Origin of the sequence: Pandoraea iniqua, from assembly GCF_902459685.1 — a bacterium.
In the GTDB taxonomy this organism is placed as follows: domain Bacteria; phylum Pseudomonadota; class Gammaproteobacteria; order Burkholderiales; family Burkholderiaceae; genus Pandoraea; species Pandoraea iniqua.
On record NZ_CABPSF010000001.1, the window covers coordinates 281,419 to 305,795 of the forward strand.

Here is a 24,377-nt window from a genome sequence, read left to right on the forward strand (position 1 = left end):
ACAGTCGGCGACCCCCGGTGCGCCTGGCGCAACGGGGGGCAGCCGGTGAGGGCGACGGTGCGTGCCGGCCGTGCGAAACCGTATGCGGTATCAGGCCGGCGCTTGCCAGATGGTGGCGTCGGCGGCGTCGATCCGCTTGGGCAGCAGCCCGGCCTGCGTGAAGACGTCGGCAATGCGCTGCTGCTCGGCAATCGCTTCGCGCACGACGGGTTGCACGTCGTAGCTGCGCCGGCGGTTCGCGGCTTCGACGATGGCGGCATCCAGCCCCCACACCGGGGCCAGTTGCGCGGCGGCTTCGCGAGGGTTGGTGCGTACCCACTGACCGGTTTCGCGCAAGGTCTGATAGACCGCGCGCAGCACGGCGTCGTGATCGCGCGCAAACGCGGGGGTGGCGAGGTAGTAGCGCTGGTAGCCGGCCAGCCCGCGTGCGGTGCTCAGGACGCGCACCTTGTCCTGCTGCTCGACGCTGGCGAAGAACGGATCCCACGTGACCCACGCGTCGACATTGCCGCTCGCGAAGGCGGCGCGCGCGTCGGCCGGGGTGAGGTAGGCGGGCTGCACGTCAGTGAATCGGAATCCGACACTTTGCAGCGCGGCGATCAGCAGGTAATGCACCCCCGCGCCTTTCGTCACCGCCACGCGTTTGCCTTTGAGATCGGCCAGCGAGCGAATCGGCGAGTTTTGCGGCACCAGAATGGCTTCGGCGTCCGGCGAGGGCGTCTCGCGTGCCACATAGGCAATGCGCGCGCCGGCGGCCTGCGCGAAGACCGGCACCGTGTCGGCGACGTCGGCCGAAAAGTCGATGCTGCCGACGTTGAGCGCTTCGAGCAACGGCAGACCGCTGGTGAACTCGTGCCACGTGAGGGTGACGTTATGCGGTGCCAGCGCCTTGGCCAGCGTGCCACGGGTCTTGGCGAGCACGATGAGGGTGGACGACTTCTGATAGCCGATGCGCAGCGTGAGCGGTGCGTCGGCGGCATGGGCGTTGCCGCTTTGCGTCAGCGAACCCAGTGCGCCAGCGATGGCGCCGAACGTTCCCATCGCGGAGAGCGCACCGCCGGCCAGCAGCGTGCCCCCGGTTCGTTGAAGAAAGTGGCGGCGGCGGGCGGAGTCAGGCGAATGGGACATGGGAAATCGGTCGGAACAAAGCGGTCTGCGGGAAATGCAGCGGGTCCGGACCCTCACACGGGCGGCGCGCTGCGCGTGCCCGACTTGTAACGCGCCGCGCCGACAGCGCGCCAACAAGTTATTCGACTTTGCTTAGCGGCACGACGCGCATATCGATATTCGCTTTCGTCGCCATGCCATTGGCGGAAGATCTTCGCGCCGCCAACACCCGGATATTTCGTGGCAACTGCGGCGATATCGACAGGTGAAACCACAGGCGAGCGCCGGAACCCTCCCGAAACTGTCAGGTTTGCTCAAGAATTCAGCAGCCGTTGCGTCTATGGCCCTAGGGAAAACCCTCGATCAATGCCAGTCACTCGGCGCATTACCGACAGCGTGTCGAGAAAGCATTTGCCATGCTTTCATCGCCTTACCTGAGGTGCGCACGACATTGGTGCAAACGTATTACTACGTATTACAAAAAATCCCGTAATTTCATAGAGTTACCATCCTTTTGGATGCTTGTAATGAAAATCATTCCTATTTATATTCGCGCCGCATGTCGGGGAGGGACGGGCGGCGCTTCAGGGATCGAATCGATCGGGTGCCGCGGTTGTTCTCCGGCGCAAATTTCGACGCCGGCCAACGGGCAACGATGAGTGCAAGGGCTCATGGACTGGCGCGCAATCAACGACGACGCACACCGACACCGATCATGATGCAACGCAAGCCGCTGGCCCTCGCGATGATGGCCCTCTTCGCAACGCCGCTCGCCACCACCTTCGCTACGCCTGCGATGGCCCAAAGCGCCACTTCCGGGGCCTCTTCTAGCGCGCCGGCCACTGCCACACCGGCCGCGCCTACCGCCGAAGCACAGACCGCCCCGGCCGCCAACGCACCCGCCGCAGCGCTGCCGCAGACCGAGGTGTCCGGCACGTCGATTCGCGACGAATACCAACGCGACGTCTCGACCGTCGGCGGCAAGGTGCCGACCGCCATTCGCGACATTCCGCAATCGGTGACGGTCATCGACAAGGCCGTGATGCAGGCGCAGGGGGCGACCTCATTTGCCGATGCGTTGCGCAATTCGCCGGCCATCACCATCGGCGGCGCGGAAGGCGGCCAGATCGGTAACAACATCAACTTGCGCGGTTTCACGGCGCGCACCGACATTTATCTCGACGGGTTCCGCGATCGCGGCCAGTACTATCGCGACACGTTCTATCTCGACTCCATCGAAGTGCTGGAAGGCCCGTCGTCGATGCTGTTCGGCCGGGGCTCGACCGGTGGCGTCATCAATCAGGTGAGCAAGCAGGCCAACCTCAAGCCGCTCAATGAAGTCTCGGGCACCATCGGCACCAACGACCGCTATCGCACGTCGTTCGACTTCAACCATCCGCTCTCGGATACGGCGGCGTTCCGTATCAACGGCTTCGCGCAGGACATTCACACCACGCGCGACGTCATGAGCAGTCAGGACTTCGGCATTGCCCCCACGCTCAAGCTCGGTATCGGCACGCCCACGCAGATCACTCTGTCGGCGCTCATCGAGCATAACCACGACATGCCCGACTACGGCACCGTGGGCTACAACGGCAGCCCGCTGCCGATCCCGAAGAACCAGTTCTACGGCCTGACGACCGATCGCACGGTGCAGGACGTGATGAGCTTCTCGGCCAAGATCGAACACAAGTTCGACGACAGCCTGAAGATCACCAACCAGACGCAGTACAGCCGCTATGTGATCGACGCCATCGAGACCGCGCCGCACGCGGTAGGCGTGCCCAACGGGTCGGGCGGTTTCACGGCACTGCCGGTGGGAAAAACGGCGGGCATCCCGTCGTATTCGCTCGATCAGCTCTGGGTGCAGTTGCAGAGTCACGACCGCAAGATCACCGACACGTCGCTCTATAACCAGACCGATGTCGTGAAGACGTTCGACACGGGGCCGTTCAAGCACACGCTGATCGCCGGCGCGGAAGTCGGGCGCGATACCTATGAGAACCAGACTTACCTGCGCACGGGCGCGGGGCAGGCGTCGGGCTTTCTGGGCTGGATTCCGGCGAGCAGCCAGGCGTATTACTCGAACCTGCCGAACGTGACGCAGACCACCGGCAACCTCGCGCAAGGCAGCGCGGAGTCGGTGGCGTTTTATGCGAACGACACGATCGAGCTGACAAAGCAGTGGAAGCTCGTCGGCGGTTTGCGCTGGGATCGCTACAAGGCGCAACTCTCGAACACGATCAGTGCGCCGGGTTACGCCACGCAGACCGTCAACTATACGAGTGTGCGCACGGGCCTGATCTATCAGCCGAGCGAATCGCAGTCGTATTACTTCTCGTACGGCACGTCGTTCAACCCGTCGCTCGAACAGCTCACCGTCACCAACAACACGCAGGCGCTGCCGCCCGAGACGAACCAGTCGTTCGAAGTGGGCAGCAAGTGGAACCTGTTCGACGACAGCCTCTCGATCAACACCGCGCTGTTTCAGGTCACGCAGAACAACTCGCGCACGCAGACCGGCACCAGCGGCGAGTTCACCGACGCAGGCAAGGTGCGCATCCGCGGCGCCGAGGTCGGCGTGACGGGCCATATCACCTCTAACTGGCAGGTGATGGGCGGCTACATGTTCCTGAACTCGCAGGTGCTGCAAGCGAACGACGGTACGCAGGGCAATGTGCTCGCCAACACGCCGCGTCACTCGGTCACGTTGTGGTCGACGTATACGCTGGGGCATTGGGAAGTGGGTGGCGGCATGAACTACATGTCGATGCGCTATGCCGCGAATACGAACCTGATTCGTGTGGGTGGCTACACGCGCTGGGACGCGACCGTGGCCTACCATCAGCCGAAATACGATATTCGTCTCAACCTGCTGAACGTGTTCAACAAGAACTACTTCGATGCGTTGATTCCGTCGGATGGCGGGCGTGCGGTGCCGGGCGTCGGACGCACGGCAATGCTCACGGGCACGTATCGGTTCTGATGCGGTTGGCGTTGTCCGCAGGGAGGGTCACCGTCGCGGCTTGACCCATCGCAAGCGGGCGGCCGCTGCGCTGGCCGGGTCCGGCCAAAATGACGGACAATACGAGGCGCGAGCCGGCGGTGTCGCCGCGCTCGCGCCTTGCTATTTCACGAGGGATGCCCGCCGATGTTGCTGCATGTGCCAAATGTCCTCAGCCCCGATCAGGTGCGCTGGGTGCGCGCCAAACTGGATAACGCCGGAGACGCCTGGGTGGACGGGCTGGCTACGGCCGGCTATCAGGGCGCGCCCGTCAAACAGAATCAGCAGATCGACGAACGCTCGGCCATCGCGCGGGAGTTGGGCGACGTGATTCTCGGGGCGCTCGAACGCCATCCGCTTTTCATCAGTGCCGCGCTGCCGAACAAGGTCTATGCGCCGATGTTCAACCGTTACGGCGAGGGCATGCACTTCGGCAACCACGTCGACGGGGCGATTCGACTGCAACCGGGCAGCGGCATGCGCATTCGCACCGACGTGTCGGCCACGCTGTTTCTCGCGAACCCCGACGAATACGACGGTGGCGAGCTGGTGATAGAAGACCAGTACGGCGCGCATCAGGTGAAGCTGCCGGCGGGCGATATGGTGTTGTACCCGGCGACCAGCCTGCATCGCGTCAACGCGATCACACGCGGCTCGCGCGTGGGCTGCTTCTTCTGGGTACAAAGTCTGGTGAAGGACGACACGCAGCGCACGCTGCTCTTCGACATGGACAACGCGATCCAGCGGCTCAATTCATCCGACGCGGATGAGACGGCGCGCCGCACGCTGATCGGCTGTTATCACAACCTGCTGCGGATCTGGAGCGAGACCTGAGCCACGTGGCTCACCGGTTCGCCAGTTCGCCAAGTCATAAAAAAACGCCCGGTCCCAATGGACCGGGCGTGTCACGAAGCGCCGGACTGTCGCGTCCGGCTGCGCTGGCCTCGCGCTTGTTATGGCTCGGCTTATGACTCGACTTACTGAGCAGCCGGCGGCGTCGCTGCCGGGGCACCCGGGGCGCCCTTGTGCATCTGCTGACGATGCTGCATGGCCTTGTCGTGCCAGTCTTTCATCTTGGCCCAGCGTGCTTTGATGGCGCTGCTCACGAGGGTTTTCTGGCCGTCGTCCAGACCGTTATAGACATTCAACCAGGCATCCTCGGTCTGGCTACGAAGCTGACGGTTCTGATCGAATTCCTTCTCACGGGCGGCGCGCATGCCGGCCAGATCGAGAATCTTCTGATCCTTCGCCTGCATCATCGACTGACGCAATTGCTGGCCGTTCTGGCGCATCGCGTCATGGTTCTGCTTCGACGTGGCCACCGCTTGCTGCCAGGCTTGTTCCTGTTGCGGGTTGAGCTTCAGTTGATCGTGCAACTTCTTGATGTCGCCCAGCCCCCACGGACCGTGACCGCCGCGCATATGGTGCATCGCGGCTTGCGGACCCGTGGCCGGCGCGGTGGCGTCGGCGGCATGGGCAAGGCCAAACATCGAAGTGGCGACGAGGACGGCCGACGCAGCGGCGATCTTCAGTTTGCGCATGGTGTTGACTCCTGTTGATACTGCCGGAATTGGCATTTTCAGAGTAAGTCATCGCCCCGCTGAACAAGTTGCAAAGTGCAACGGCCGTATTACTCAACGTTACCAGCGCCCGCTTTCGCAATATTCCGAAACGACTCGGCCCGCTTGTGCCGTTTATGTTCGACAGAGGCGGGCCGTTGTGAACAACCGCACGACAGTGAGGAACGCTTTCAGTTCCCCGCTTTCAGGCTGGCTCAGGCGTTGCTCAATCCCACGCGCCGCGGCCACCCGACACGCTGTAGCGGCCGGCGCCAAAGAGAATCACGCACAGGCCCATGAACAGATAGAAGCCTTGCAGTTCGAGTGCCCAGCCGCCGGTCTTCGACAGTTCGCCGAGTTGGCTCAGGTGCACCAGCGAGAAAGCGACGAGCATGTTGCCCACCACCAGCACGCCGCCCAGACGGGTTAGCACGCCGAGAATCAACAGTACCGGTGCGAGAACTTCGCCCAGATAGGCACCGTAAGCGAGAAAACTCGGCAGGCCATGCGAGGTGATCATGCCTTCGATGAATCCGACGCCGTTGATCACTTTGCTCACGCCGTGAAACAGCAGCAGGATACCGAGGGTAAGACGCAGGATCAGTTTGCCAAGATCGTCTTTGGTGCTCTGCATAGTAAGGCTCCTTCCTTTCTTGCGGATGTGCGCAACGGGGGCTGATGGGTTCGGGGTTCGGTCGGCGCTCGAGCGGCTCGCGCGCCTTGCAAATCGGCACCACTGTATCAAATCGTTACCGCGCTGTCTGCGGGACTCCCAACCTTTTCAGGCACTTGGCAAGAATTCCCTGTGGCCCGCTGATTACAGCCGGTTACTTTTGCGGCGAGCCCGTTACACGGCGGCTGTCGGCGGGCGGGCGCCGGGGCACGTTATTCGCCTTAAGGACACGGCAAACGATCGGCAATCCCGCCGACGGTACCGGGCCCCGACCGGCATCAGGCCGACGTGGTGCGCCAGCGGCCCACCGCGCAAGCAAATAAGGAATCCATCATGAACGTTCGTAAAACTCTGATCCTGAGCGCCGTGACTGTTGCCCTCGGTGGCGTGTTCGCCGGGCAAGCCTTCGCCCAGAGCACGGCGACCGAAACCTCGCGCGACATCAACCAGCAGCAACGCATCGAGAACGGTCTGAAGAGCGGCCAGTTGAGCACCAAGGAAGCGTCGAGTCTCGAGAAGGGCGAAGCCAAGATCGATCGCATGCAGGCGCACGCCGATCGCACCGGCGACACGGCTGCCCAGAAGGCCCGCATCGCTGCGGCGCAGAATCATGAAAGCGCCAAGATTGCGCAGGCGAAGAGCAACGGCGTCGTGGCCAACCCGAATTCCAAGTCGTCCGAGCGGATGCAGGCCGACGTGCAACGCAACGTGAATCAGCAGAAGCGCATCGCTCAGGGGCAGGCCGCAGGCACGCTCGACAACCATCAGGTCGGCAGCCTCGAGCACGGTCAGGCGCATGTCGATACGGCGGAAGCGCATGCGGGCAAGAACGGCCATGTGAGCGCGGGCGAGCAAGCCGGTATTCAACACAAGGAAAACCATCAGAGCAACCGCATCCGTCAGGACAAGACGAACGGATAACGGACTGCGCCCCGGCCCAGCGGCCTAAGCTTCACGGGTCCGCCAAAACCACACGCACGCGCAGTACGGAAGCGGTATGCAAAGCAGCGCCGTCATAAGGCGCTTGCGCCACCCCTCACCGGGTGGCGCTTTTGTTTTGGGGCCCGGTGCGGCGCCGGATGGGGCTATCATCGTCGTCACGAACTCAATAACGATTCACGACAAGGATGATCAGGATGGAGCTGGTGCAAGCGCAGAAGATGCTCGAAGAACTCGTCTCGCCGTGGGTGCGGCAACTGAATTTGCAGATCGTGGAGACGGGGGCCGGGCAAAGCGAGTTGCGTCTGCCGTTCGACGCGGCGTTCAAACATGGCGGCGGCGTCATCTGCGGTCAGGTGTTCATGGCGGTGGCCGATACGGCGATGGTCGTGGCGTTGTCGGCGGCGCTTGGCGGCTTTCAACCGATGACGACGGTGACGTTGAACACGCAGTTCATGCGCCCCGTGACGGAAGGCGATCTGCGCGTGATCGCGCGCATTTTGCGCCGGGGCAAGAATCTGGTGTTCGGCGAGATCGAGATTTTCGACGCGTCCGGCAAGATGGCTGTGCATGCGACCACGACGTACGCATTGCTCTGAGCGCAGCATCGGCAAACGTATCGACACGACGGACTGACGGAGCAGGGAGGCTACGGTGTTCGATCAGATTGTATTTGCCGGCGGCGGCAATCGCTGCTGGTGGCAGGCGGGGTTTTGGGAGCGGGTGACGCGTGAGGTGCCGTTGCGCCCGCGTGTCATTGCCGGTATCTCGGCGGGGGCGGCCACGGCCTGCATGTTGCACATGCGCGCGTCGGACTGGGTGATGGATTACTACCGGCAGGCGCTCGCGGACAATCGCAAGAACGCCTATTGGGGCAACCTGCTGCGGCGTGAGCGCGTGTTTCCGCACTATCGGATTTACCGTCAGGCGTTACTCGACATCTACGACGGCCAGTTGGAGAAGCTCGCCGCCGGGCCGGAAATTCGTGTCGGCGTTTCGCATATCCCGCGTTGGCTGGGGCCGAGATCGGCGACGGCGGCGGGGCTCGTGGCTTACAACATCGATAAACACGTGCGGCGCACGCTGCACCCGACGCTCGCGCGGCAACTGGGGTTTCGACCTGAATTTGTCCGGGCGCAGGATTGTGCGACGACCTCGGATCTGGCCGACCTGATGTTGCAGTCGTCGTGCACGCCGCCGTTCACGCCGATCTTGCGGCGAGGCGGCCGGGCAGTGCTCGATGGGGGCATGGTGGACAACGTGCCCGTCGACGCGCTGGACGCGACGCCGGGGCAGGTGTTGGTGCTGGTGACGCGGCGCTATCCGCGGCCGCAAATTTTCACGCAGCACCACGCGGGGCAGGACCGGTTGTATGTGCAGCCGTCAGTGCCGGTGCCGATCTCCAGTTGGGATTACACGCGGCCCGACATGATGGGGCCGGCGTATGACCTCGGTAGAAAGGATGGCGAGACGTTCCTGCGCCATCTGGAGACGTTGGGGTAGTTGGGGCAGCTCACCGAACCGCACGACAGCATTGCCGGGTTCGTCAGATTTGCTGCATCTGCCGAACCCGATGCCAGATGGCCGTTCGCTTAACGGCCGAAGCCCAGCAACGCGGCCGGGTTCGCGACATGTGCGCGGTCGCCGTTCAGGAAGTCGACGATGTTCTGGAACGCCACCCGGAAGTAAAGCTCGTAGCTTTCGTGCTCGACGTAGCCGATGTGCGGCGTGCAGACGCAGTTCTCGAGACGCAGCAGCGGGTTGCCTTGCAGAATCGGCTCGCTCTCGAAGACGTCGATCGCCGCCATGCCCGGGCGCCCGCGATTGAGCGCCGTGATGAGGCCGTTTTCTTCCACCAGTTCGGCGCGGCTCGTATTCACGAAAAGCGCTGTCGGCTTCATCTGCTGAAGGTCTTCGAGTTTGACGATGTGGCGCGTCTCGTCGTTCAGGCGAAGATGCACCGAGAGCACATCGCTTTGCGTGAAGAGTTCTTCCTTGCTGTCTGCCACGCGCAGACCATCGGCCGTAGCCGCGGCCCGTGAGCCTTCGCGACCCCACACCATCACTTCCATGCCGAAAGCTTTGGCGTAGCCCGCGACGAGCTTGCCGATCTTGCCGTAGCCCCAGAGGCCGAGCGTCTGGCCGCGCAGCACCTGACCGAGACCGAAGTTCGGCGGCATGCTCGACGACTTCAGGCCCGACTGCTGCCAGGCGCCGTGCTTGAGACTGGAGACATATTGGGGAATGCGGCGCTGGGCCGCCATGATCAGCGCCCAGGTGAGTTCGGCGGGAGCTGTGGGGGAGCCGACACCTTCAAGCACGGCCACACCGCGCGCGGTGCAGGCGTCGATGTCGATATGGTTACCCGCACGCCCGGTCTGGCTGATGACGCGCAGACGCGGCAGTTTGTCGATGAGCTGGGCGGTGATTGCCGTGCGTTCGCGAATCAGTACCAGCACCTCGGCTTCGCCGATACGGGCGCTGAGCTGGCCGACGCCCTTGACGGTGTTGTTGAAGACTTTGACGTCGTGTCCGGCGAGCAGGGAAAAGCAGTCGAGCTTGCGAACGGCGTCCTGATAGTCGTCGAGAATGGCAATTTTCATGGCAAAGCGTAATCGGTTCCGCGCACGGCCTGTGGGCCGCGTGCTGACGTAACAGTTGTCGGAGGCCGCCATGTTCGGCGGGCGCACTGGTCGTTGACTCGGCTGGCGCCCATCCGGCAAAACCCGGACAAAAGTCGGGCAAAACCCGCACCAGCCTTGTTGCGACGCAGCACCGGCGCGATTTGCGCGGTGGTATGCTGACGCCTCGTTTTGCATAGTATGGCAGGTGTCCTGGCAACCATGGCGAAACCGCCCAAACACGATGGCAAAAAATCGAACCCACCCCGCAAAAACAAGTCGGAACCGGTGAGCGAGACGCCTGCTGCGCACCTACCCGTGCGCATGTTGCCCCCTGCCTTCCCGCGTGTGCCGCACGATGTGCGATGCGCTCCCTATTTCACGCGGCCCGTGCCGGTGGGCGCCGGATTCTCCGGTGCACATGGCAAGCGGCGGGACATGGTTGTGCGTCCGGTATCCCCAACCGGCCGTGCTGTCCCGGCGCTCCGACACCCAGCGGTGCCCGCGCGACGAACGCCCCGCGTTCGCCCCGATTTACCGACTCTGCATGGAGACAACCCCCATGACGCAAGCCAGTAGCGCGAGCGCGCTCAATTCCTCTTCGTCCAATGTCGTCACACGTGATCTGCCCTCGTGGGTGCGTCATCGCAAGCTGATCGACTGGGTCACGCAGATCGCTGCGGTCACCCAGCCTGCGCGCGTCGTGTGGTGCGATGGTTCGCAGGAGGAATATGACCGTCTGTGCGAACAGATGGTCGCCGCCGGCACCATGAAGCGGCTCAACCCGGCCAAACGCCCCAACTCGTTCCTCGCGCTGTCCGATCCGTCGGACGTCGCCCGTGTGGAAGACCGCACGTTCATCTGTAGCGAGAAGCGCGAAGACGCCGGCCCCACCAACCACTGGATCGATCCGCGCGAAATGCGCACCACGCTCGACGGCCTGTTCGAAGGCTGCATGCGCGGGCGCACGATGTACGTCGTGCCGTTCTCGATGGGCCCGCTGGGTTCGCCCATTGCGCACATCGGCGTGGAACTGTCGGATACCCCGTATGTGGCAGTGAACATGCGCATCATGACGCGCATGGGCCGCGCCGTGTACGACGTGCTGGGCGATGACGGCGAATTCGTGCCGTGCGTGCACACCGTGGGCAAGCCGCTGGCCGATGGCGAGAAGGACGTGGCCTGGCCGTGCAACAACACCAAGTACATCGTTCACTTCCCCGAAACGCGCGAAATCTGGAGCTACGGTTCGGGCTACGGCGGCAATGCGCTGCTGGGTAAGAAGTGCTTTGCGCTGCGTATCGCGTCGAAGATGGGCCGCGACGAGGGCTGGCTGGCCGAGCACATGCTGATCCTCGGCGTGACCTCGCCGCAGGGCAAGAAGTACCACGTGGCCGCTGCGTTCCCGTCGGCTTGCGGCAAGACCAACTTCGCGATGCTGATTCCGCCGAAGGGTTTCGAGGGCTGGAAGGTCGAGACCATCGGTGACGACATCGCGTGGATCAAGCCGGGCAAGGACGGCCGTCTGTACGCGATCAACCCCGAAGCCGGCTTCTTCGGCGTGGCACCGGGCACGAGCCAGAAGACCAACCCGAACGCGCTCGCAACGCTTGGCGAGAACGTGATTTTCACCAACGTTGCGCTGACCGATGACGGCGATGTGTGGTGGGAAGGCCTGACGGACACGCCGCCGGCACACCTGATCGACTGGCAGGGCAAGGACTGGACGCCGGAGAGCGCGAAGGAATCGGGCCGCAAGGCAGCGCATCCGAATTCGCGTTTCACGGCACCGGCATCGCAATGTCCGTCGATCGACGCCGACTGGGAAAACCCGGCAGGCGTGGCGATCGACGCGTTCATCTTCGGCGGCCGTCGCTCGACGACCGTGCCGCTGGTGACCGAAGCACGCGACTGGACGGAAGGCGTGTACATGGCCGCGACCATGGGCTCGGAGACCACCGCTGCGGCGGCCGGTCAGCAGGGGGTGGTGCGCCGTGACCCGTTCGCGATGCTGCCGTTCTGCGGCTACAACATGAGCGACTATTTCCAGCACTGGCTCGACACGGGCGCGCATCTCGACAAGACGGGCGCCACGCTGCCGAAGATCTATTGCGTGAACTGGTTCCGCAAGGGTGCCGACGGCAAGTTCGTGTGGCCGGGTTTCGGCGAGAACATGCGCGTGCTGGCATGGATGCTGGGTCGCATCGATGGGACGGCGCAGGGCGTGGAAAACGCGTTCGGCATCACGCCGCGCTACGAAGATCTGAACTGGGACGGCGTGTCGTTCACGCCGGCGCAATTCAACGACGTGACGTCGATGGATCCGGCCGCGTGGCATGAAGAATTGAAGCTGCACGCCGAGCTGTTCGAGACGCTCAAGCACAACCTGCCGCAAGCCCTGCTCGATACGAAGGCGGATATCGAGCGCCGGTTGAAGGCGTGAGTGATGGCGTTGGGCACTGCTGACGTATTGCCGCTGTTGGATGGTTGAACGCCACTTTGGCTAGGAAGAAGATCCCACCGGGGGTAACGCCGGTGGGATTTTTGTTTTTGTGATCCTTCTGAAAGCCTTGTCAGAAGCAAATTTGCACAGCTCGTGATGCATGTGAGGTGCTAGCATTTCTTCGGTTGTCCGAGCGCGGATAACGATCATGTATCCACGAACTGAAGGAGGTGCCCATGCACACCATGTTGATCGCCGGTATCGATGAGCCACTCATGAGATCGATTCGATCGCGTGCGGCGTTGCACGACCGCACACCCGAGGAAGAGGCGCTGGCCATTCTGGAAGGTGTCGCACATCGTCCGGGCTGGCGTTCGTTTGGCGAGGCACTGATGAGCATGCCCGACGTCGGCTTGGATAGCGATTTCGCACGGGAAAATTGAGGAGGAGGCATCGATGTATCTGGTCGACACGAATGTCGTCAGCGAGCTTCGTAAGCGAGGACGCAGTGATCCCGGGGTCACTGCATTCATCCGGCACACCGTAGAGCAGAAGCTACCGCGCTATCTATCGGTGATCAGCGTTGGTGAGATGCGCCGAGGTGCCGCTTCGTTACGCTGCCGGGGTGACGCACCGCAGGCCGTATTGGTCGAGAATTGGCTGGAATCGCTCTTGTATGACTACAGAGGTTTTGTATTGCCTGTGAGCGAAGAGATCGGGCATGCGTGGGGACGCATGCGTGCCAAGCACAAGGAGCACGCCATCGACAAGCTGATCGCCGCGACGGCGTTGGTTCATCGGTTGGTGGTCGTCACGCGCAACGTGAAGGATTTCACCGATACCGGTGTGGAGGTACACAACCCGTTTCTGCACTAACGAGTCCGACGTTCGCTCTCCTCCTTACAGCCGATTCTCCACCGCAAACTTGATCAACTCCGCTTGCCCTTCGATACCGAGCTTGCGTTTGATGTTGAGTCGATGGGTTTCGACGGTGCGCACTGACAGGTCCATTTCCGTGGCGATCTGCTTGTTGGCCAGCCCGCGTGCAATGAGCGTCAGAATTTCGCGCTCGCGCGGTGTGAGCGAGTCGATGGGGCCATGCGATGTCGACGCCTGCACGACGCGTGCCGCGATAGCGGCGCTGTAATACGCCTCGCCTTTTGCCACGCGCTCGATCGCCGTCACGATTTCATGCGCTGGGGCATCCTTGAGCACATAACCACGCGCACCAGCACGCACCGCCTGACGAACATACTCGGCGTTGTCGTGCATCGAGAGAATCAACACGGCGATATGCGGAAACTGCTCGCGAAACTGCGCCGTCAATTCAATGCCGTTGGTGCCGCGCATGCTGATGTCCATCAGCGCCAGATCGGGCGATGCCGTCTTGGCCCGCGCGAGCGCTTCCGCCGCATTGCCGGCTTCACCGACCACTTGCAGATTGGGCGCCGCATCGAAGCGCGCGCGCAAACCGTCGCGCACGAGTGGATGATCGTCGATCAGCAACAAACGGATAGGGTGAACTTGAGTCATTGGCGTGAAGCGTTGAGCGCCGCTTTGGCGGCTGCGGGCGTGAGCGGCACCCACGCGCTGATGGTGGTGAGGCCGGGCCACGATTGAATGCCGAGCGCGCCGCCGACCGCGTCGAGCCGCTCGCGCATATTGCGCAAGCCGATGCCGTGGCGAGGGTCGTGGTGCACGTCGGTGACATCGAAGCCGCGGCCGTCGTCGGCAATCGACAAGTGAATACCTTCCGCTTTGAACACTAGCAATATCGACACGCGCGATGCGTTCGCATGCCGCTCGATATTGGTGAGCGCTTCCTGTGCGATGCGAAAGAGCATGGTCTTGATGTTGTCGTCCAGTGCCGGTGCCTCGCCTTCGACGTTCATCTCGACCGGCAAGCCCGCATGCGAGCCGAACTCGCGTGCGAGTTGGTCGATGGCAGCAGCGACACCCAGATCGTCGAGCATCGCGGGACGCAGCGCCTGCGAAATTCGCCGCACTTCGCCGAGCGTGCCGTTGAGTCGCTCGATCGCCACGCCAAGCGTCGTGCTTGCCGCCGCTGGCGAACCCGGCAGACGCATCGACGCCGATTCGAGCAGCAGCTTGACCGAGACGAGCAACTGGCTGATGCCGTCGTGCAACTCCCGCGAAATACGCGAGCGCTCGACTTCCTGCGATTCCACGACCTGCCGCGCCAGTTGCCGCAGCTTGGCGTCGGCGGTTTTCAATTCGGTGATGTTCACGACCAGACCGCAGAGCCCGACGATCGCCAGACACGTCGAGGCAATCATCGTGATCCAGATCAGCGTGCGGTCGATGTTGCTTTGTGCGCGCTCGTCGGACTGACGCAGCGTTGCCTCCACATCGTCGAGATAAATGCCGGTGCCGATCATCCAGCGCCAGCGCGGCAGCGCGATCACGTAGCTCAACTTGGGCGCCGTCTGCCCCAGCGACGGTTTCTCCCACGGGTACTGCACATAGCCGCCGCCGGCCCGTGCCGCGGCGATCAATCGCTGAATCGTTGGCGCACCTTCCGGGTCCTTGAGCGACCACAAGTTGTGGCCGACCAACTCGGGCTGACGCGGGTGCATCAGGCTGTTGCCTTCGAGATCGTAGACGAAGAAGTAGCCGTCTTTGCCGAACTCCATGCGGGCAAGTGTGGCGAGCGCTTCCGCGCGCGCGGCCGGCGTGTCCGGGCCGTTGTAGAACGGCTCGATCGCGTTACGCGCCAGCCCGACGTAATGCAGCAGCTCGGCGCGCTTGTTGGCGAGCGATGCGGTCTGCACGGCCTCGTGCTGCGCACGTGCCAATTCATTGCCCTGATAGCGCACGGCGAGGGCGATGGCGACCATCGCGAGGGCAGCCGGCAGCAGGGCCAGCACGAAAAATTTCTGTCGGAGATTCATGACGTTCAAGAGCCTGCAAGGCCGCTTTTTGGCGGCATTCGCTACGTATTACCACGTAGTGTGCCTGCGTAGTTTCGCGCTTGTGGCACGTCAGGCAAACGCCAATACTACACGGCGAATCGTGCCCTGGTTGCTATCAGACCCTCGCTTCAAGAGGGCCATGCCTTGCGCCACGCTTCGCGACATCGACACGATGTCAAAAAACAAAGGCGGGACCGCGCTGACACGGCACAGTCCCGGGTCGCTGCCCTAAGGAGGCAGTTCCGAGGAGAGACAATGAATCGAATCTGGCAACAACTGCCCTGGGCAGCGGTGGCCGTCGTCGGCGCGTGCGCGCTCGGCACGGTCGCCCTATCGCGCGGCGAAACCATCAGCGCACTCTGGATCGTGATCGCAGCCATCTGCGTTTATCTGATCGCTTACCGCTTCTACAGCAAATTCATCGCCACACGCGTCGCGCAACTCGACGGCTCACGTATGACGCCGGCATGGCGTCACAACGACGGCCTCGACTACGTACCGACCAACAAGTACGTGCTGTTCGGTCACCACTTTGCCGCGATTGCCGGTGCGGGTCCGCTGGTTGGTCCCGTGCTCGCCGCGCAGATGGGGTATCTGCCGGGCATGCTGTGGATTCTCGCTGGTGTGGTCTTTGCCGGTGCCGTGCAGGACTTCATGGTCCTGTTCATCTCCACGCGTCGCGACGGTCGCTCGCTGGGCGATCTCGTGAAGTCGGAACTCGGCATGATCCCCGGTGTGATCGCGCTCTTCGGCGCGTTCCTCATCATGATCATCATTCTCGCGGTGCTCGCGCTGATCGTGGTCAAGGCACTCGCCGGCTCGCCCTGGGGCACGTTCACGGTCGGTCTCACGATTCCGATCGCGCTGTTCATGGGCGTCTACACGCGCTTCATTCGCCCGGGCCGTATCGGTGAAGTGTCGATCATCGGCTTCATCGGGCTGATGGCCGCGATCTACTTCGGCCAGAGCGTGCACGACAGCGCCACGCTCGCGCCGCTGTTCACGTTCGACGGCAAGCAACTCACGTGGATGCTCATCGGCTACGGTTTCGTCGCTTCGGTGCTGCCGGTGTGGCTGCTGCTCGCGCCGCGCGATTACCTCTCGACGTTCCTGAAGATCGGTACGATTCTCGCGCTCGCCATCGGCATTCTGGTGGTCGCGCCCGAGTTGAAAATGCCGGCGCTCACGAAGTTCGTCGACGGCAGCGGCCCGGTCTGGTCGGGCAAGCTGTTCCCGTTCCTCTTCATCACGATTGCGTGCGGCGCCGTGTCGGGCTTCCACGCGCTGATCTCTTCGGGCACTACGCCGAAGCTGCTCGATAACGAAGTCAACGCGCGCCTGATCGGCTACGGTGGCATGCTGATGGAGTCGTTCGTCGCCATCATGGCGCTGGTGGCCGCATCGGTGATCGATCCGGGCGTGTACTTCGCCATGAACAGCCCGGCCGCCGTGATCGGTACGACGCCGGAAGCCGTGGCGCAAGTCGTCTCGGGCTGGGGCTTCTCGATCACGCCGGACGTGCTCACCGCGACCGCCAAGGCTGTGGGCGAGAACACCATCATTTCGCGTGCAGGCGGCGCACCGACGCTGGCCGTCGGCATGGCGCACATCCTGCATCAGGTGGTGGGCGGCGAAGCGATGATGGCGTTCTGGTACCACTTTGCAATTCTGTTCGAAGCGCTGTTCATCCTGACGGCAGTCGATGCCGGTACGCGTGCCGGCCGCTTCATGCTGCAAGACCTGCTCGGCACCTTCGTGCCCGCACTCAAGCGCACCGAGTCGCTGCCGGCCAACCTGATCGCCACGGCACTGTGCGTGGCGGCGTGGGGTTACTTCCTGTATCAAGGTGTGGTCGACCCGCTGGGCGGCATCAACACGCTGTGGCCGTTGTTCGGTATCTCGAACCAGATGCTTGCCGCGATTGCGCTGATGCTGGCCACCTGCGTGCTGTTCAAGCTCAAGCGTGAGCGCTTTGCCTGGGTGACGATTCTGCCCACGGTGTGGTTGCTCGCCTGCACGCTGACCGCCGGCTGGCAGAAGATGTTCGATCCGGATCCGAAGGTTGGCTTCCTGGCGCACGCGGCCAAGTATCAGGCGGCGCTTGCCGACGGCAAGCTGCTCGCCCCGGCCAAGTCGGTCGCGCAGATGCAGCAGATCGTGTTCAACGACTACGTGGACGCCACGCTCGCCGGTGTGTTCATGTTCGTGGTGGTGGCGGTGGTGTTGTTCGGCTTGCGCACCATCGTGCTCGCCCGTCGCGCTAACAAGCCGACGGCCAGCGAAACGCCGTTCGAACCGATGCCGTCCGGCCAGCGAGTCTGACGCAGCACAGATCCCGACGGCGGACTACGGGTTCGCCTCGGGATCGCTGCTGAGATGGCTGACGGAATTAGTGACGGAATTAGTGATTAAGCAGGAGTCGCCATGTTTGAAGATGTCGGTAAGATGGGACGTTATCTGGGGCAGAGCCTGCGGTTGATGGTCGGCCTGCCCGATTACGGCACCTACGTGGCGCACATGCAGGCCACCCATCCGGACAAGCCGGTCATGGACTACGAGGCGTTCTTCCGTGAACGTCAGGAAGCTCGCTACGGCGGCAAGAGTGGCGGGCGCTGCTGCTAGCGTTGCTAGCGGCGCCTCACATCACCTTGGCGCACCGCGCATTCGCGGCGCTGCGCCGATAGCTGTCGAACACCTGCGCGATGACGCGCACCAGCAAACGCCCGGCCGGTAGCACACGCAGGCCGCGCGCATCGATGGCGACCAGACCGTCTTCGGCGAGGTCGGCCAACTCACCCAGCTCCGCCGCGAAATAGGCCACGAAGTCGATATCGTGCGCCTGCTCGATCGCCTCGAAGTTCAGCGACATGTGGCACATCAGGCGCGAGATCACATCGCGCCGCAGCCGGTCGTCGTCAGTGAGCCGTACGCCACGCGTAATGGCTAATCCCCCCGCATCGATAGCCTCGTAGTACGTCTTGAGGGTCTTGGCGTTCTGCGCGTAACTGTCGCCAATGCGTCCGATGGACGACATGCCCACACCGATCAGATCGCAATCGGCGCGCGTGCTGTAGCCCTGAAAATTCCGATGCAACGTGCCCGCCGCCTGCGCGCGGGCGAGTTCGTCGTCGGGGCGGGCGAAGTGATCCATGCCGATGTAGACGTAACCCGCTGTGGTCAGCCGGGCGATGATCGTCTGTAACAACGCCACTTTTTCCGGACCGGCCGGCAGGTCGTCCGGCAGACAGCGCTGCATCTTGAATTGCTGCGGCAGGTGCGCGTAGCTGAATACCGACAGCCGTTCAGGGGCCATCTCGATGACCGCGTCGAGCGTCTTCGAGAACGACGCCGGCGTTTGATGCGGCAACCCGTAGATCAGATCGAAATTGACTGAACGAATCCCGCATTCGCGTGCGGCGTCGAGCGTCGCCTCGACCAAGGCGCGCGGTTGTACGCGATGAATGGCCTGCTGCACGCGCGGATCGAAGTCCTGCACGCCAATCGACAGACGGTTGAAGCCGAGGGCGCGCAACGCACGAATCGATGCCGGCCCGGCACTGCGTGGATCGATTTCGATGGAGTATTCCGCGCTGTCGTCCGGGGCCATCACGAACTGACGGCGGATGGCATCGACGAGCGACGCGATCTGTTCCAGCGAGAGAAACGTGGGCGTGCCGCCGCCCCAGTGCATCTGGGCGAGCGTGCGTCCGGCGCCGAGCAGCGACGCCTGACGGGCAATCTCGGTGTGCAGGCGCGCCACATAGGCGTCGGCGTGGGCGCGATTGCCGGTGACGATCTTGGTGCAGGCGCAGTAGAAGCACACGGTGTCGCAGAACGGCACGTGCACGTAGAGCGAGAGCGGTTTACCGGAGCGCTTGGACTGCGCCGCCGCGCGCGCGTAATCGCTTGCGCCGAAGTCGTCGTTGAATTGCAGTGCCGTCGGGTACGAGGTGTAGCGCGGCCCGTTGACGTCGTAGCGGCCGAGCAGGCGGGCGTCGACGCGCAGCGGGAGCGTCTTCGACGTGGGCGGCGCAATGACGGCGGATGCGCTTGAGGTGCCTGATGCGGTGTTCGAGGAAGCGTCTGAGGAGGTGTCAGATGAAGCACCGGACCCACGCGAGGCGCAGGACGGGCAGGTCCCCTGACATTTGCGATCGGCGGTGGGGTTGGTGGGAGCCGGGGCGTCCTCGGCGCGTGGCGTCGACAGGGGGGGAAGGGTATGCATGACGAAGCCTGAAACGAGAGTGATGCCCCACTCTAGCCATGCGACGACGGTCGGGCCGTGACCTGCGTCAAACCGTGCGCTCAAGCCCTGAAATTGCGACATTTGGTCGCATTCAGCGCTTTTACAGGCCAAAACGGGGTCGGAAGACGCGCAAGCGCGCAACAACGGCGGCGGCTGCCACGCTCACGCATGCACGCGCCGCATGGCAGAACTGCACCGGAATCATTGCCACGTCGGGCAAATTTTGGCTGCCTACGGTAAGCTAGCGCCTTATCGAAGTCCCCCGCCGCGTCGACGGCCCTGGCGGCACGTACGCGGCCCACCCCGGAAGGTTCCGGGGCGGTGGGTCGAGCGGTGCCCCGACGGCCCGCCGCTACCCGTTGAAACCGGTAGCGGCAGGTTCGCCCCCATGCTCGCAGGTGCGCAACGCATCTTCGCCGGAACGACGCGGCACATCACGATTGGAAACAACATGGACCGTCTGCAATCGATGCGCGTTTTCGTCAAGGTGGCCGATAACGGGAGTTTTGCCCGTACGGCCGCTCAGATGGATCTGTCCGCCGCCGTGGTCACACGTCACGTCGCAGAACTGGAGTCGCATCTCGGCGTTCGCCTGCTCAACCGCACCACGCGCAGTCTCTCGCTCACCGGTGCGGGGCAGGTATATCTCGAGCGATGCCGGCAGATCATCGACGAAGTCGACGAGGCCGACGCCCTGATATCGAGCGCTTCCCGCGATCCGAAGGGCACCCTGAAGGTCGTCGCCCCGGTGTCGTTCGGTTTGCGCAACCTCGCGCCGCTCATCAAGAAGTATCAGGAAATGCACCCGAAGGTCGTGGTCGACCTCACGCTCACCGATCGCGCGATCGATCTGGTCGAAGAAGGCTACGACTGCGGCATTTTGCTGACCCGCATGATCAACAGCGAAAGCCTGATCTCGCGGGTGCTGGCCGAGACGCGCGTGATGCTGTGCGCCTCGCCGGCCTATATTGCCGAACACGGCGAGCCGGTGACGCCGCAGGAATTGAGCGAACACGGCGTGCTGGGCCTGCCCAACGATTTCTTTAGCGATGACCGTGTGTTCTCGGGCCCGGAAGGTGAGGTGCGGGTGCGCGTGCAGAACAAGTTCATCTGCAACAACACGGCACTGTTGCGTCAGTCGGTGCTGCTGGGACACGGCATTGCGTTCCTGCCGTCGTATCTGGTGGGTAACGATGTCCGCGACGGCGATCTCGTCGCGCTGCTGCGCAACTTTACGCAAACGCCGATCGATGTCTCGCTCGTCTACCCGAGCCGCAAGTATCTGTCTGCCAAGACGCGCGGCTTCATCGATTTGACGGTCGAATACTTCCGTCAGAACGAAGGGATTTCGGCGGCCGAGCGCTGGGTGCCGCCCAAGCTGCCGTCGCCGACCACGCCGAACGCCGAAATTTCGGTGTGACGGTCTGACCGTCTGCCCCGTCTGAGGGGCGAGCGCGCCCCCCAAAGCAAAACGGCCACTCCCGTGAGGAAGTGGCCGTTTTTCATTGACCCTGACGGTCAATGTGCGACAGCGCGAAGATCAGAACGGTGCATCGTCGTCGTCGAAGGCATCGCCAGCCGCGGCCTTGGTCGGCTTGGCTGCCGTTTTAGCCGCCGCTTTTTTTGCCGGGGCCTTCTTAGCAGCCACCTTTTTCGCCGGCGCCTTGGCAGCGGCGGTCTTGCGTGCCGGTGCGGCCGCCTTCTCGTCACCGCCCGCATCGCCTTCGGCATCCGCTGCCTTGGCGGCCGTCTTCTTCGGCGCCTTGGCCTCGAATTCAAAGCCGATCTTGCCGTCCTTCTGCTGGGCCAGATACGCCTTGAAGTTGCGGCCCGTGCGCGACGACTTGAAGTTCGTCAGCAGGTCGGTCTTGCCTTCGGTCAGCAGCTTGTGAATCTGCTCGCGCGAGATTTCCTGCTGCAAGATCACCTTGCCCGACGTGAAGTCGCACGACTTCGGGTTGGCCACCGCGTTTTCGCACACATAACGCATGCCGTGCTCGAAGACGCGCCCGCCGCACTTCGGACACTTGCCGACTGGCTCCTGCCCGGTGAAGTCCGGCGCTTCGCCATCTTCGTCGCCGTTGTCCTGACCGAAATCGAACTCGAGCTTGTAGCCCATTTCGTCGTCGGGCGAGAGCTTGAGGATGGCCGAGAACGGACGGCCCATCTTGCTGCGGAAACCCGACAGCGGCCCGATCGTCTTGTTCTTGAGCAGCTCTTCGACTTCCGGAATTTCGAACTGACGGCCGCCCGGGATCTTCGAGATCGAGAAGCTGCAATTCGAACAGGCGAAGCGGCGGTAGTTCTCTTTGACCACGCCGCCGCAATGCGGGCACGGCGTGCTGAGCGTCGCGTAGTCGCCGGGAATCGTGTCCGAATCGTATTCCTTCGCGCGCTTGACGATGGTCTGCGTCATCTGCGCGATTTCCTGCATGAACTCGTCGCGCTTCAGGCCGCCGCGCTCGATCTGCGAGAGCTTGGCTTCCCATTCGCCGGTGAGTTCGGGCAGCGTCAATTCGTCCACGCCGAGCCCGCGCAGGAGCGTCGTCAACTGGAACGCCTTGGCCGTCGGATGCAACTCACGGCCTTCGCGAATCAGATACTTTTCGCCGAGCAAGCCTTCGATGATGGCTGCACGCGTGGCTGGTGTGCCAAGGCCCTTGCCTGCCATGGCCTCGCGCAGTTCGCCGTCTTCGACGAGCTTGCCCGCGCCTTCCATCGCCGAGAGCAACGTGGCTTCGCTGTAGCGCGCCGGCGGCTTGGTTTGCAGGCCAACGGATTCGACCTTGTCGACACCGACCTTCTCGTCCTTCGCGATCGGCACGAGGGTCGGGGCGTCGTCCTTGCCGTCTTTCCCTTCACCGGCCGATTCCTTGCCGTAGATGGCGAGCCAGCCGGCTTGGGTGAGCACCTTGCCTTCGGTCTTGAAGTGATGGCCGACCACTTCCGTGATCCGCGTCGTCACCTGATACTCGGCCGCCGGGAAGAACACCGCCAGGAAGCGCTTGACCACGAGGTCGTACAGCTTCTGCTCCGGCTCGGAGAGGTTCTTCGGCGCTTGCAGCGTCGGGATGATGGCAAAGTGATCGCTGATCTTGCTGTTGTCGAAGATCCGCTTGTTCGGCTTAACCCAGTCCTTGGCCAACACCTGATTGGCGAACTGGTGATAGTTGTTGCTCTCCTTGAGCACGGCCATCGTCTCTTTGACGGTGTCCAGATAGTCTTCAGGGAGGGCACGCGCGTCAGTACGCGGGTACGTCAGCACCTTGTGCTTTTCATACAGCGCCTGCGCCAGACCGAGCGTGTTCTTGGCCGAGAAACCGAACCGGCCGTTGGCCTCGCGCTGCAAGCTCGTCAGATCGAAGAGCAGCGGCGAGAGTTGCGTGGTCGGCTTCGACTCTTCCGTCACCGTGCCATGCTTGCCGCGCGTGGCTGCCACGACCGATTCGGCCGCTGCGACACTCCACAGACGCGAGTCGCGTTGCTCGGGATCGAACTCGTTGCGCTTGAATTTCGGATCGAACCAGCGGCCTTCGTAGAAACCGGCCGCACAGACGAACTCGGCCCGCACTTCCCAATAGTCGCGCGAGACGAATTTGCGAATCTTTTCTTCCCGCTCGACCACGATCGAGAGCGTCGGCGTCTGCACGCGGCCCACAGTGGTCAGGAAGAAGCCGCCGCCCTTGCTGTTGAAGGCGGTCATGGCACGCGTGCCGTTGATACCCACGAGCCAGTCGGCTTCGGCACGGCTGCGGGCGGCGTCCGCCAGCGGCAGCATGTCTTCGTCGGTACGCAGGCGCTTAAAGCCGTCGCGAATCGACTGCGGCGTCATCGATTGCAGCCACAGACGCTTCACCGGCTGCTTGGCCTTCGCGTGCTGGGCAATCAGACGAAAAATCAGTTCCCCTTCGCGCCCCGCGTCACAGGCGTTGATCAGCAGGTCGATATCCTTGCGCTTGATCAGCTTGGTGAGCACCTTCAGGCGCGACTCGCTCTTGGCGATCGGCTTGAGGTCGAAGTGGGGGGGAATCACGGGAAGGTTGGCGAAGCTCCACTTGCCGCGTTTGACTTCATAGTCTTCCGGCGCGCCGATTTCGACGAGGTGGCCAACCGCCGACGAGATGACGTAGTCGTCGTTCTCGAAGTACTCGTCATGCTTGGTAAAGCCGCCCAGCGCCCGCGCGATGTCATTCGCGACAGACGGTTTCTCGGCAATGATCAGAGCTTTTGACATGACGTTAGGTAATGTAGAGGGGGTGTCGCCAAGCGACATTCGTTGGCTTTATAACATATAGCGAATCCGGCGTTGCCGTCGGATCGGGCACAAGGCGGCCCCGAAAGCGGCACATCATAAGCGCGTCGCAGGCCGGCGGCAAGGTCGCAGGTACCCGGAGCGGGGCACCGGAGCGTCAGCCGAGCAGGTGGGCGCGCAGCGCGGGTGCCGCCACACGGGTGTCGCCCAGCACACCGGCGTCGAGCATGCGCTCGAGAATGCCGATCGCCGGCAGCAGGGGCCCGAAAAAACGCGCCTCTTCGCCGGTCTGGTGGGCGTCCTGCACAAGCAGGGTCGGAAAATTCTCGATGTCGTGGTCGTCCAGCCAGTCGGCGTGCGTCTCGATATCCACCCAGACGAAACACAGTTGCGGATGACTGGCTGCCAGTTGCTCTAACGCCTCCCGATACTCGCGGCAGGTGCCGCACCACGCCGCACACAAGCAGGCCACCAGACGTGTCTGGCCGTCGGCCAGTGCCGTAGCAAGCGCGGAACGATCGGCGACAGGGTCGAGAACAGGCATGGTATCGGGGTGTCCGGGGTGTCTGGTTTTTTGGGGGTGGTTGCGCCCGGCCGATC

General features: G+C 63.1%; 20 protein-coding genes. 11 read left to right on the top strand and 9 right to left on the bottom strand.

The genetic code is table 11. The features are described 5' to 3' along the window. Positions 1 to 90: 90 nt before the first annotated feature. Complete coding sequence (locus PIN31009_RS01115; protein WP_150789036.1) at positions 91 to 1,128, bottom strand: aliphatic sulfonate ABC transporter substrate-binding protein; 1,038 nt, start codon at positions 1,126 to 1,128, stop codon at positions 91 to 93. Between the two features lie 694 nt (positions 1,129 to 1,822). Between PIN31009_RS01115 and PIN31009_RS01120 the strand changes: the two genes are divergently transcribed. Continuing rightward, the gene (locus tag PIN31009_RS01120) at positions 1,823 to 4,093 is read left to right on the top strand and encodes a TonB-dependent receptor (protein ID WP_150682705.1); all 2,271 of its coding nucleotides are present in this window, start codon (positions 1,823 to 1,825) and stop codon (positions 4,091 to 4,093) included. Between the two features lie 165 nt (positions 4,094 to 4,258). Next, positions 4,259 to 4,945, top strand: coding sequence for a Fe2+-dependent dioxygenase (locus tag PIN31009_RS01125; protein WP_058376761.1), 687 nt, complete (start codon positions 4,259 to 4,261; stop codon positions 4,943 to 4,945). A gap of 143 nt (positions 4,946 to 5,088) precedes the next feature. Here PIN31009_RS01125 and PIN31009_RS01130 read toward each other — a convergent pair whose 3' ends face one another. Then, positions 5,089 to 5,652: a Spy/CpxP family protein refolding chaperone gene (locus tag PIN31009_RS01130; RefSeq protein ID WP_174996870.1), complete on the bottom strand. Its 564-nt coding sequence runs from the start codon at positions 5,650 to 5,652 to the stop codon at positions 5,089 to 5,091. A gap of 244 nt (positions 5,653 to 5,896) precedes the next feature. Further along, positions 5,897 to 6,304, bottom strand: coding sequence for a DoxX family protein (locus PIN31009_RS01135; RefSeq protein ID WP_058376763.1), 408 nt, complete (start codon positions 6,302 to 6,304; stop codon positions 5,897 to 5,899). Between the two features lie 372 nt (positions 6,305 to 6,676). Here PIN31009_RS01135 and PIN31009_RS01140 point away from each other — a divergent pair, with 372 nt between their 5' ends. The 3 genes from PIN31009_RS01140 to PIN31009_RS01150 all read left to right on the top strand — a co-directional run bounded on the left by PIN31009_RS01140 (position 6,677) and on the right by PIN31009_RS01150 (position 8,785). Beyond that, positions 6,677 to 7,264: a hypothetical protein gene (locus tag PIN31009_RS01140; protein ID WP_150682706.1), complete on the top strand. Its 588-nt coding sequence runs from the start codon at positions 6,677 to 6,679 to the stop codon at positions 7,262 to 7,264. A gap of 215 nt (positions 7,265 to 7,479) precedes the next feature. Continuing rightward, positions 7,480 to 7,881, top strand: a complete 402-nt coding sequence (locus PIN31009_RS01145) for a PaaI family thioesterase (protein ID WP_150789038.1) — start codon at positions 7,480 to 7,482, stop codon at positions 7,879 to 7,881. A gap of 55 nt (positions 7,882 to 7,936) precedes the next feature. Continuing rightward, a complete protein-coding gene (locus PIN31009_RS01150) occupies positions 7,937 to 8,785 on the top strand; it encodes a patatin-like phospholipase family protein (protein ID WP_150789039.1) in 849 nt (282 codons plus the stop codon). Between the two features lie 89 nt (positions 8,786 to 8,874). On the opposite strand, the gene PIN31009_RS01155 is transcribed toward PIN31009_RS01150, so the two are convergent. Beyond that, positions 8,875 to 9,885 (bottom strand): D-2-hydroxyacid dehydrogenase family protein, encoded by a 1,011-nt coding sequence (locus PIN31009_RS01155; RefSeq protein WP_150682709.1) that lies wholly within the window; start codon positions 9,883 to 9,885, stop codon positions 8,875 to 8,877. 580 nt (positions 9,886 to 10,465) lie between these two features. On the opposite strand from PIN31009_RS01155, the gene PIN31009_RS01160 reads away from it, so the two are divergent. The 3 genes from PIN31009_RS01160 to PIN31009_RS01170 all read left to right on the top strand — a co-directional run bounded on the left by PIN31009_RS01160 (position 10,466) and on the right by PIN31009_RS01170 (position 13,222). Then, the gene (locus PIN31009_RS01160; RefSeq protein WP_174996872.1) at positions 10,466 to 12,346 is read left to right on the top strand and encodes a phosphoenolpyruvate carboxykinase (GTP); all 1,881 of its coding nucleotides are present in this window, start codon (positions 10,466 to 10,468) and stop codon (positions 12,344 to 12,346) included. 275 nt (positions 12,347 to 12,621) lie between these two features. Then, positions 12,622 to 12,789 (top strand): DNA-binding protein, encoded by a 168-nt coding sequence (locus tag PIN31009_RS01165; protein WP_246185467.1) that lies wholly within the window; start codon positions 12,622 to 12,624, stop codon positions 12,787 to 12,789. Positions 12,790 to 12,802: 13 nt separating this feature from the next. Continuing rightward, on the top strand, positions 12,803 to 13,222 hold the full coding sequence (locus PIN31009_RS01170) for a type II toxin-antitoxin system VapC family toxin (RefSeq protein ID WP_150789041.1): 420 nt from the start codon (positions 12,803 to 12,805) through the stop codon (positions 13,220 to 13,222). Positions 13,223 to 13,246: 24 nt separating this feature from the next. On the opposite strand, the gene PIN31009_RS01175 is transcribed toward PIN31009_RS01170, so the two are convergent. Together PIN31009_RS01175 and PIN31009_RS01180 are read right to left on the bottom strand one after the other, a co-directional pair. After that, the gene (locus PIN31009_RS01175; RefSeq protein WP_058376770.1) at positions 13,247 to 13,879 is read right to left on the bottom strand and encodes a response regulator; all 633 of its coding nucleotides are present in this window, start codon (positions 13,877 to 13,879) and stop codon (positions 13,247 to 13,249) included. Then, positions 13,876 to 15,258 carry a cache domain-containing protein gene (locus tag PIN31009_RS01180; protein WP_150789042.1) on the bottom strand — a complete coding sequence of 461 codons (1,383 nt, stop codon included), beginning with the start codon at positions 15,256 to 15,258 and terminating at the stop codon, positions 13,876 to 13,878. Before PIN31009_RS01180 ends, PIN31009_RS01175 begins: the two co-directional genes overlap by 4 nt. Before the next feature lie 276 nt (positions 15,259 to 15,534). On the opposite strand from PIN31009_RS01180, the gene PIN31009_RS01185 reads away from it, so the two are divergent. Together PIN31009_RS01185 and PIN31009_RS01190 are read left to right on the top strand one after the other, a co-directional pair. Further along, positions 15,535 to 17,601: a carbon starvation CstA family protein gene (locus PIN31009_RS01185; protein WP_058376772.1), complete on the top strand. Its 2,067-nt coding sequence runs from the start codon at positions 15,535 to 15,537 to the stop codon at positions 17,599 to 17,601. Between the two features lie 102 nt (positions 17,602 to 17,703). Continuing rightward, entirely contained in the window at positions 17,704 to 17,901 is a 198-nt protein-coding gene (locus PIN31009_RS01190) for a YbdD/YjiX family protein (protein WP_058376773.1), read from the top strand. Positions 17,902 to 17,917: 16 nt separating this feature from the next. Here the strand turns inward: PIN31009_RS01190 and hemN are convergent, their stop codons facing one another. Further along, positions 17,918 to 19,504, bottom strand: coding sequence for an oxygen-independent coproporphyrinogen III oxidase (gene hemN / locus PIN31009_RS01195; protein WP_246185468.1), 1,587 nt, complete (start codon positions 19,502 to 19,504; stop codon positions 17,918 to 17,920). Positions 19,505 to 19,976: 472 nt separating this feature from the next. Here hemN and PIN31009_RS01200 point away from each other — a divergent pair, with 472 nt between their 5' ends. Beyond that, positions 19,977 to 20,945: a LysR family transcriptional regulator gene (locus PIN31009_RS01200; RefSeq protein ID WP_150682713.1), complete on the top strand. Its 969-nt coding sequence runs from the start codon at positions 19,977 to 19,979 to the stop codon at positions 20,943 to 20,945. Between the two features lie 120 nt (positions 20,946 to 21,065). On the opposite strand, the gene PIN31009_RS01205 is transcribed toward PIN31009_RS01200, so the two are convergent. Both PIN31009_RS01205 and PIN31009_RS01210 read right to left on the bottom strand, forming a co-directional pair. After that, the gene (locus PIN31009_RS01205) at positions 21,066 to 23,759 is read right to left on the bottom strand and encodes a DNA topoisomerase III (protein WP_150789043.1); all 2,694 of its coding nucleotides are present in this window, start codon (positions 23,757 to 23,759) and stop codon (positions 21,066 to 21,068) included. 175 nt (positions 23,760 to 23,934) lie between these two features. Further along, the gene (locus tag PIN31009_RS01210; RefSeq protein ID WP_058376775.1) at positions 23,935 to 24,321 is read right to left on the bottom strand and encodes a thioredoxin family protein; all 387 of its coding nucleotides are present in this window, start codon (positions 24,319 to 24,321) and stop codon (positions 23,935 to 23,937) included. Between the last annotated feature and the right edge of the window lie 56 nt (positions 24,322 to 24,377).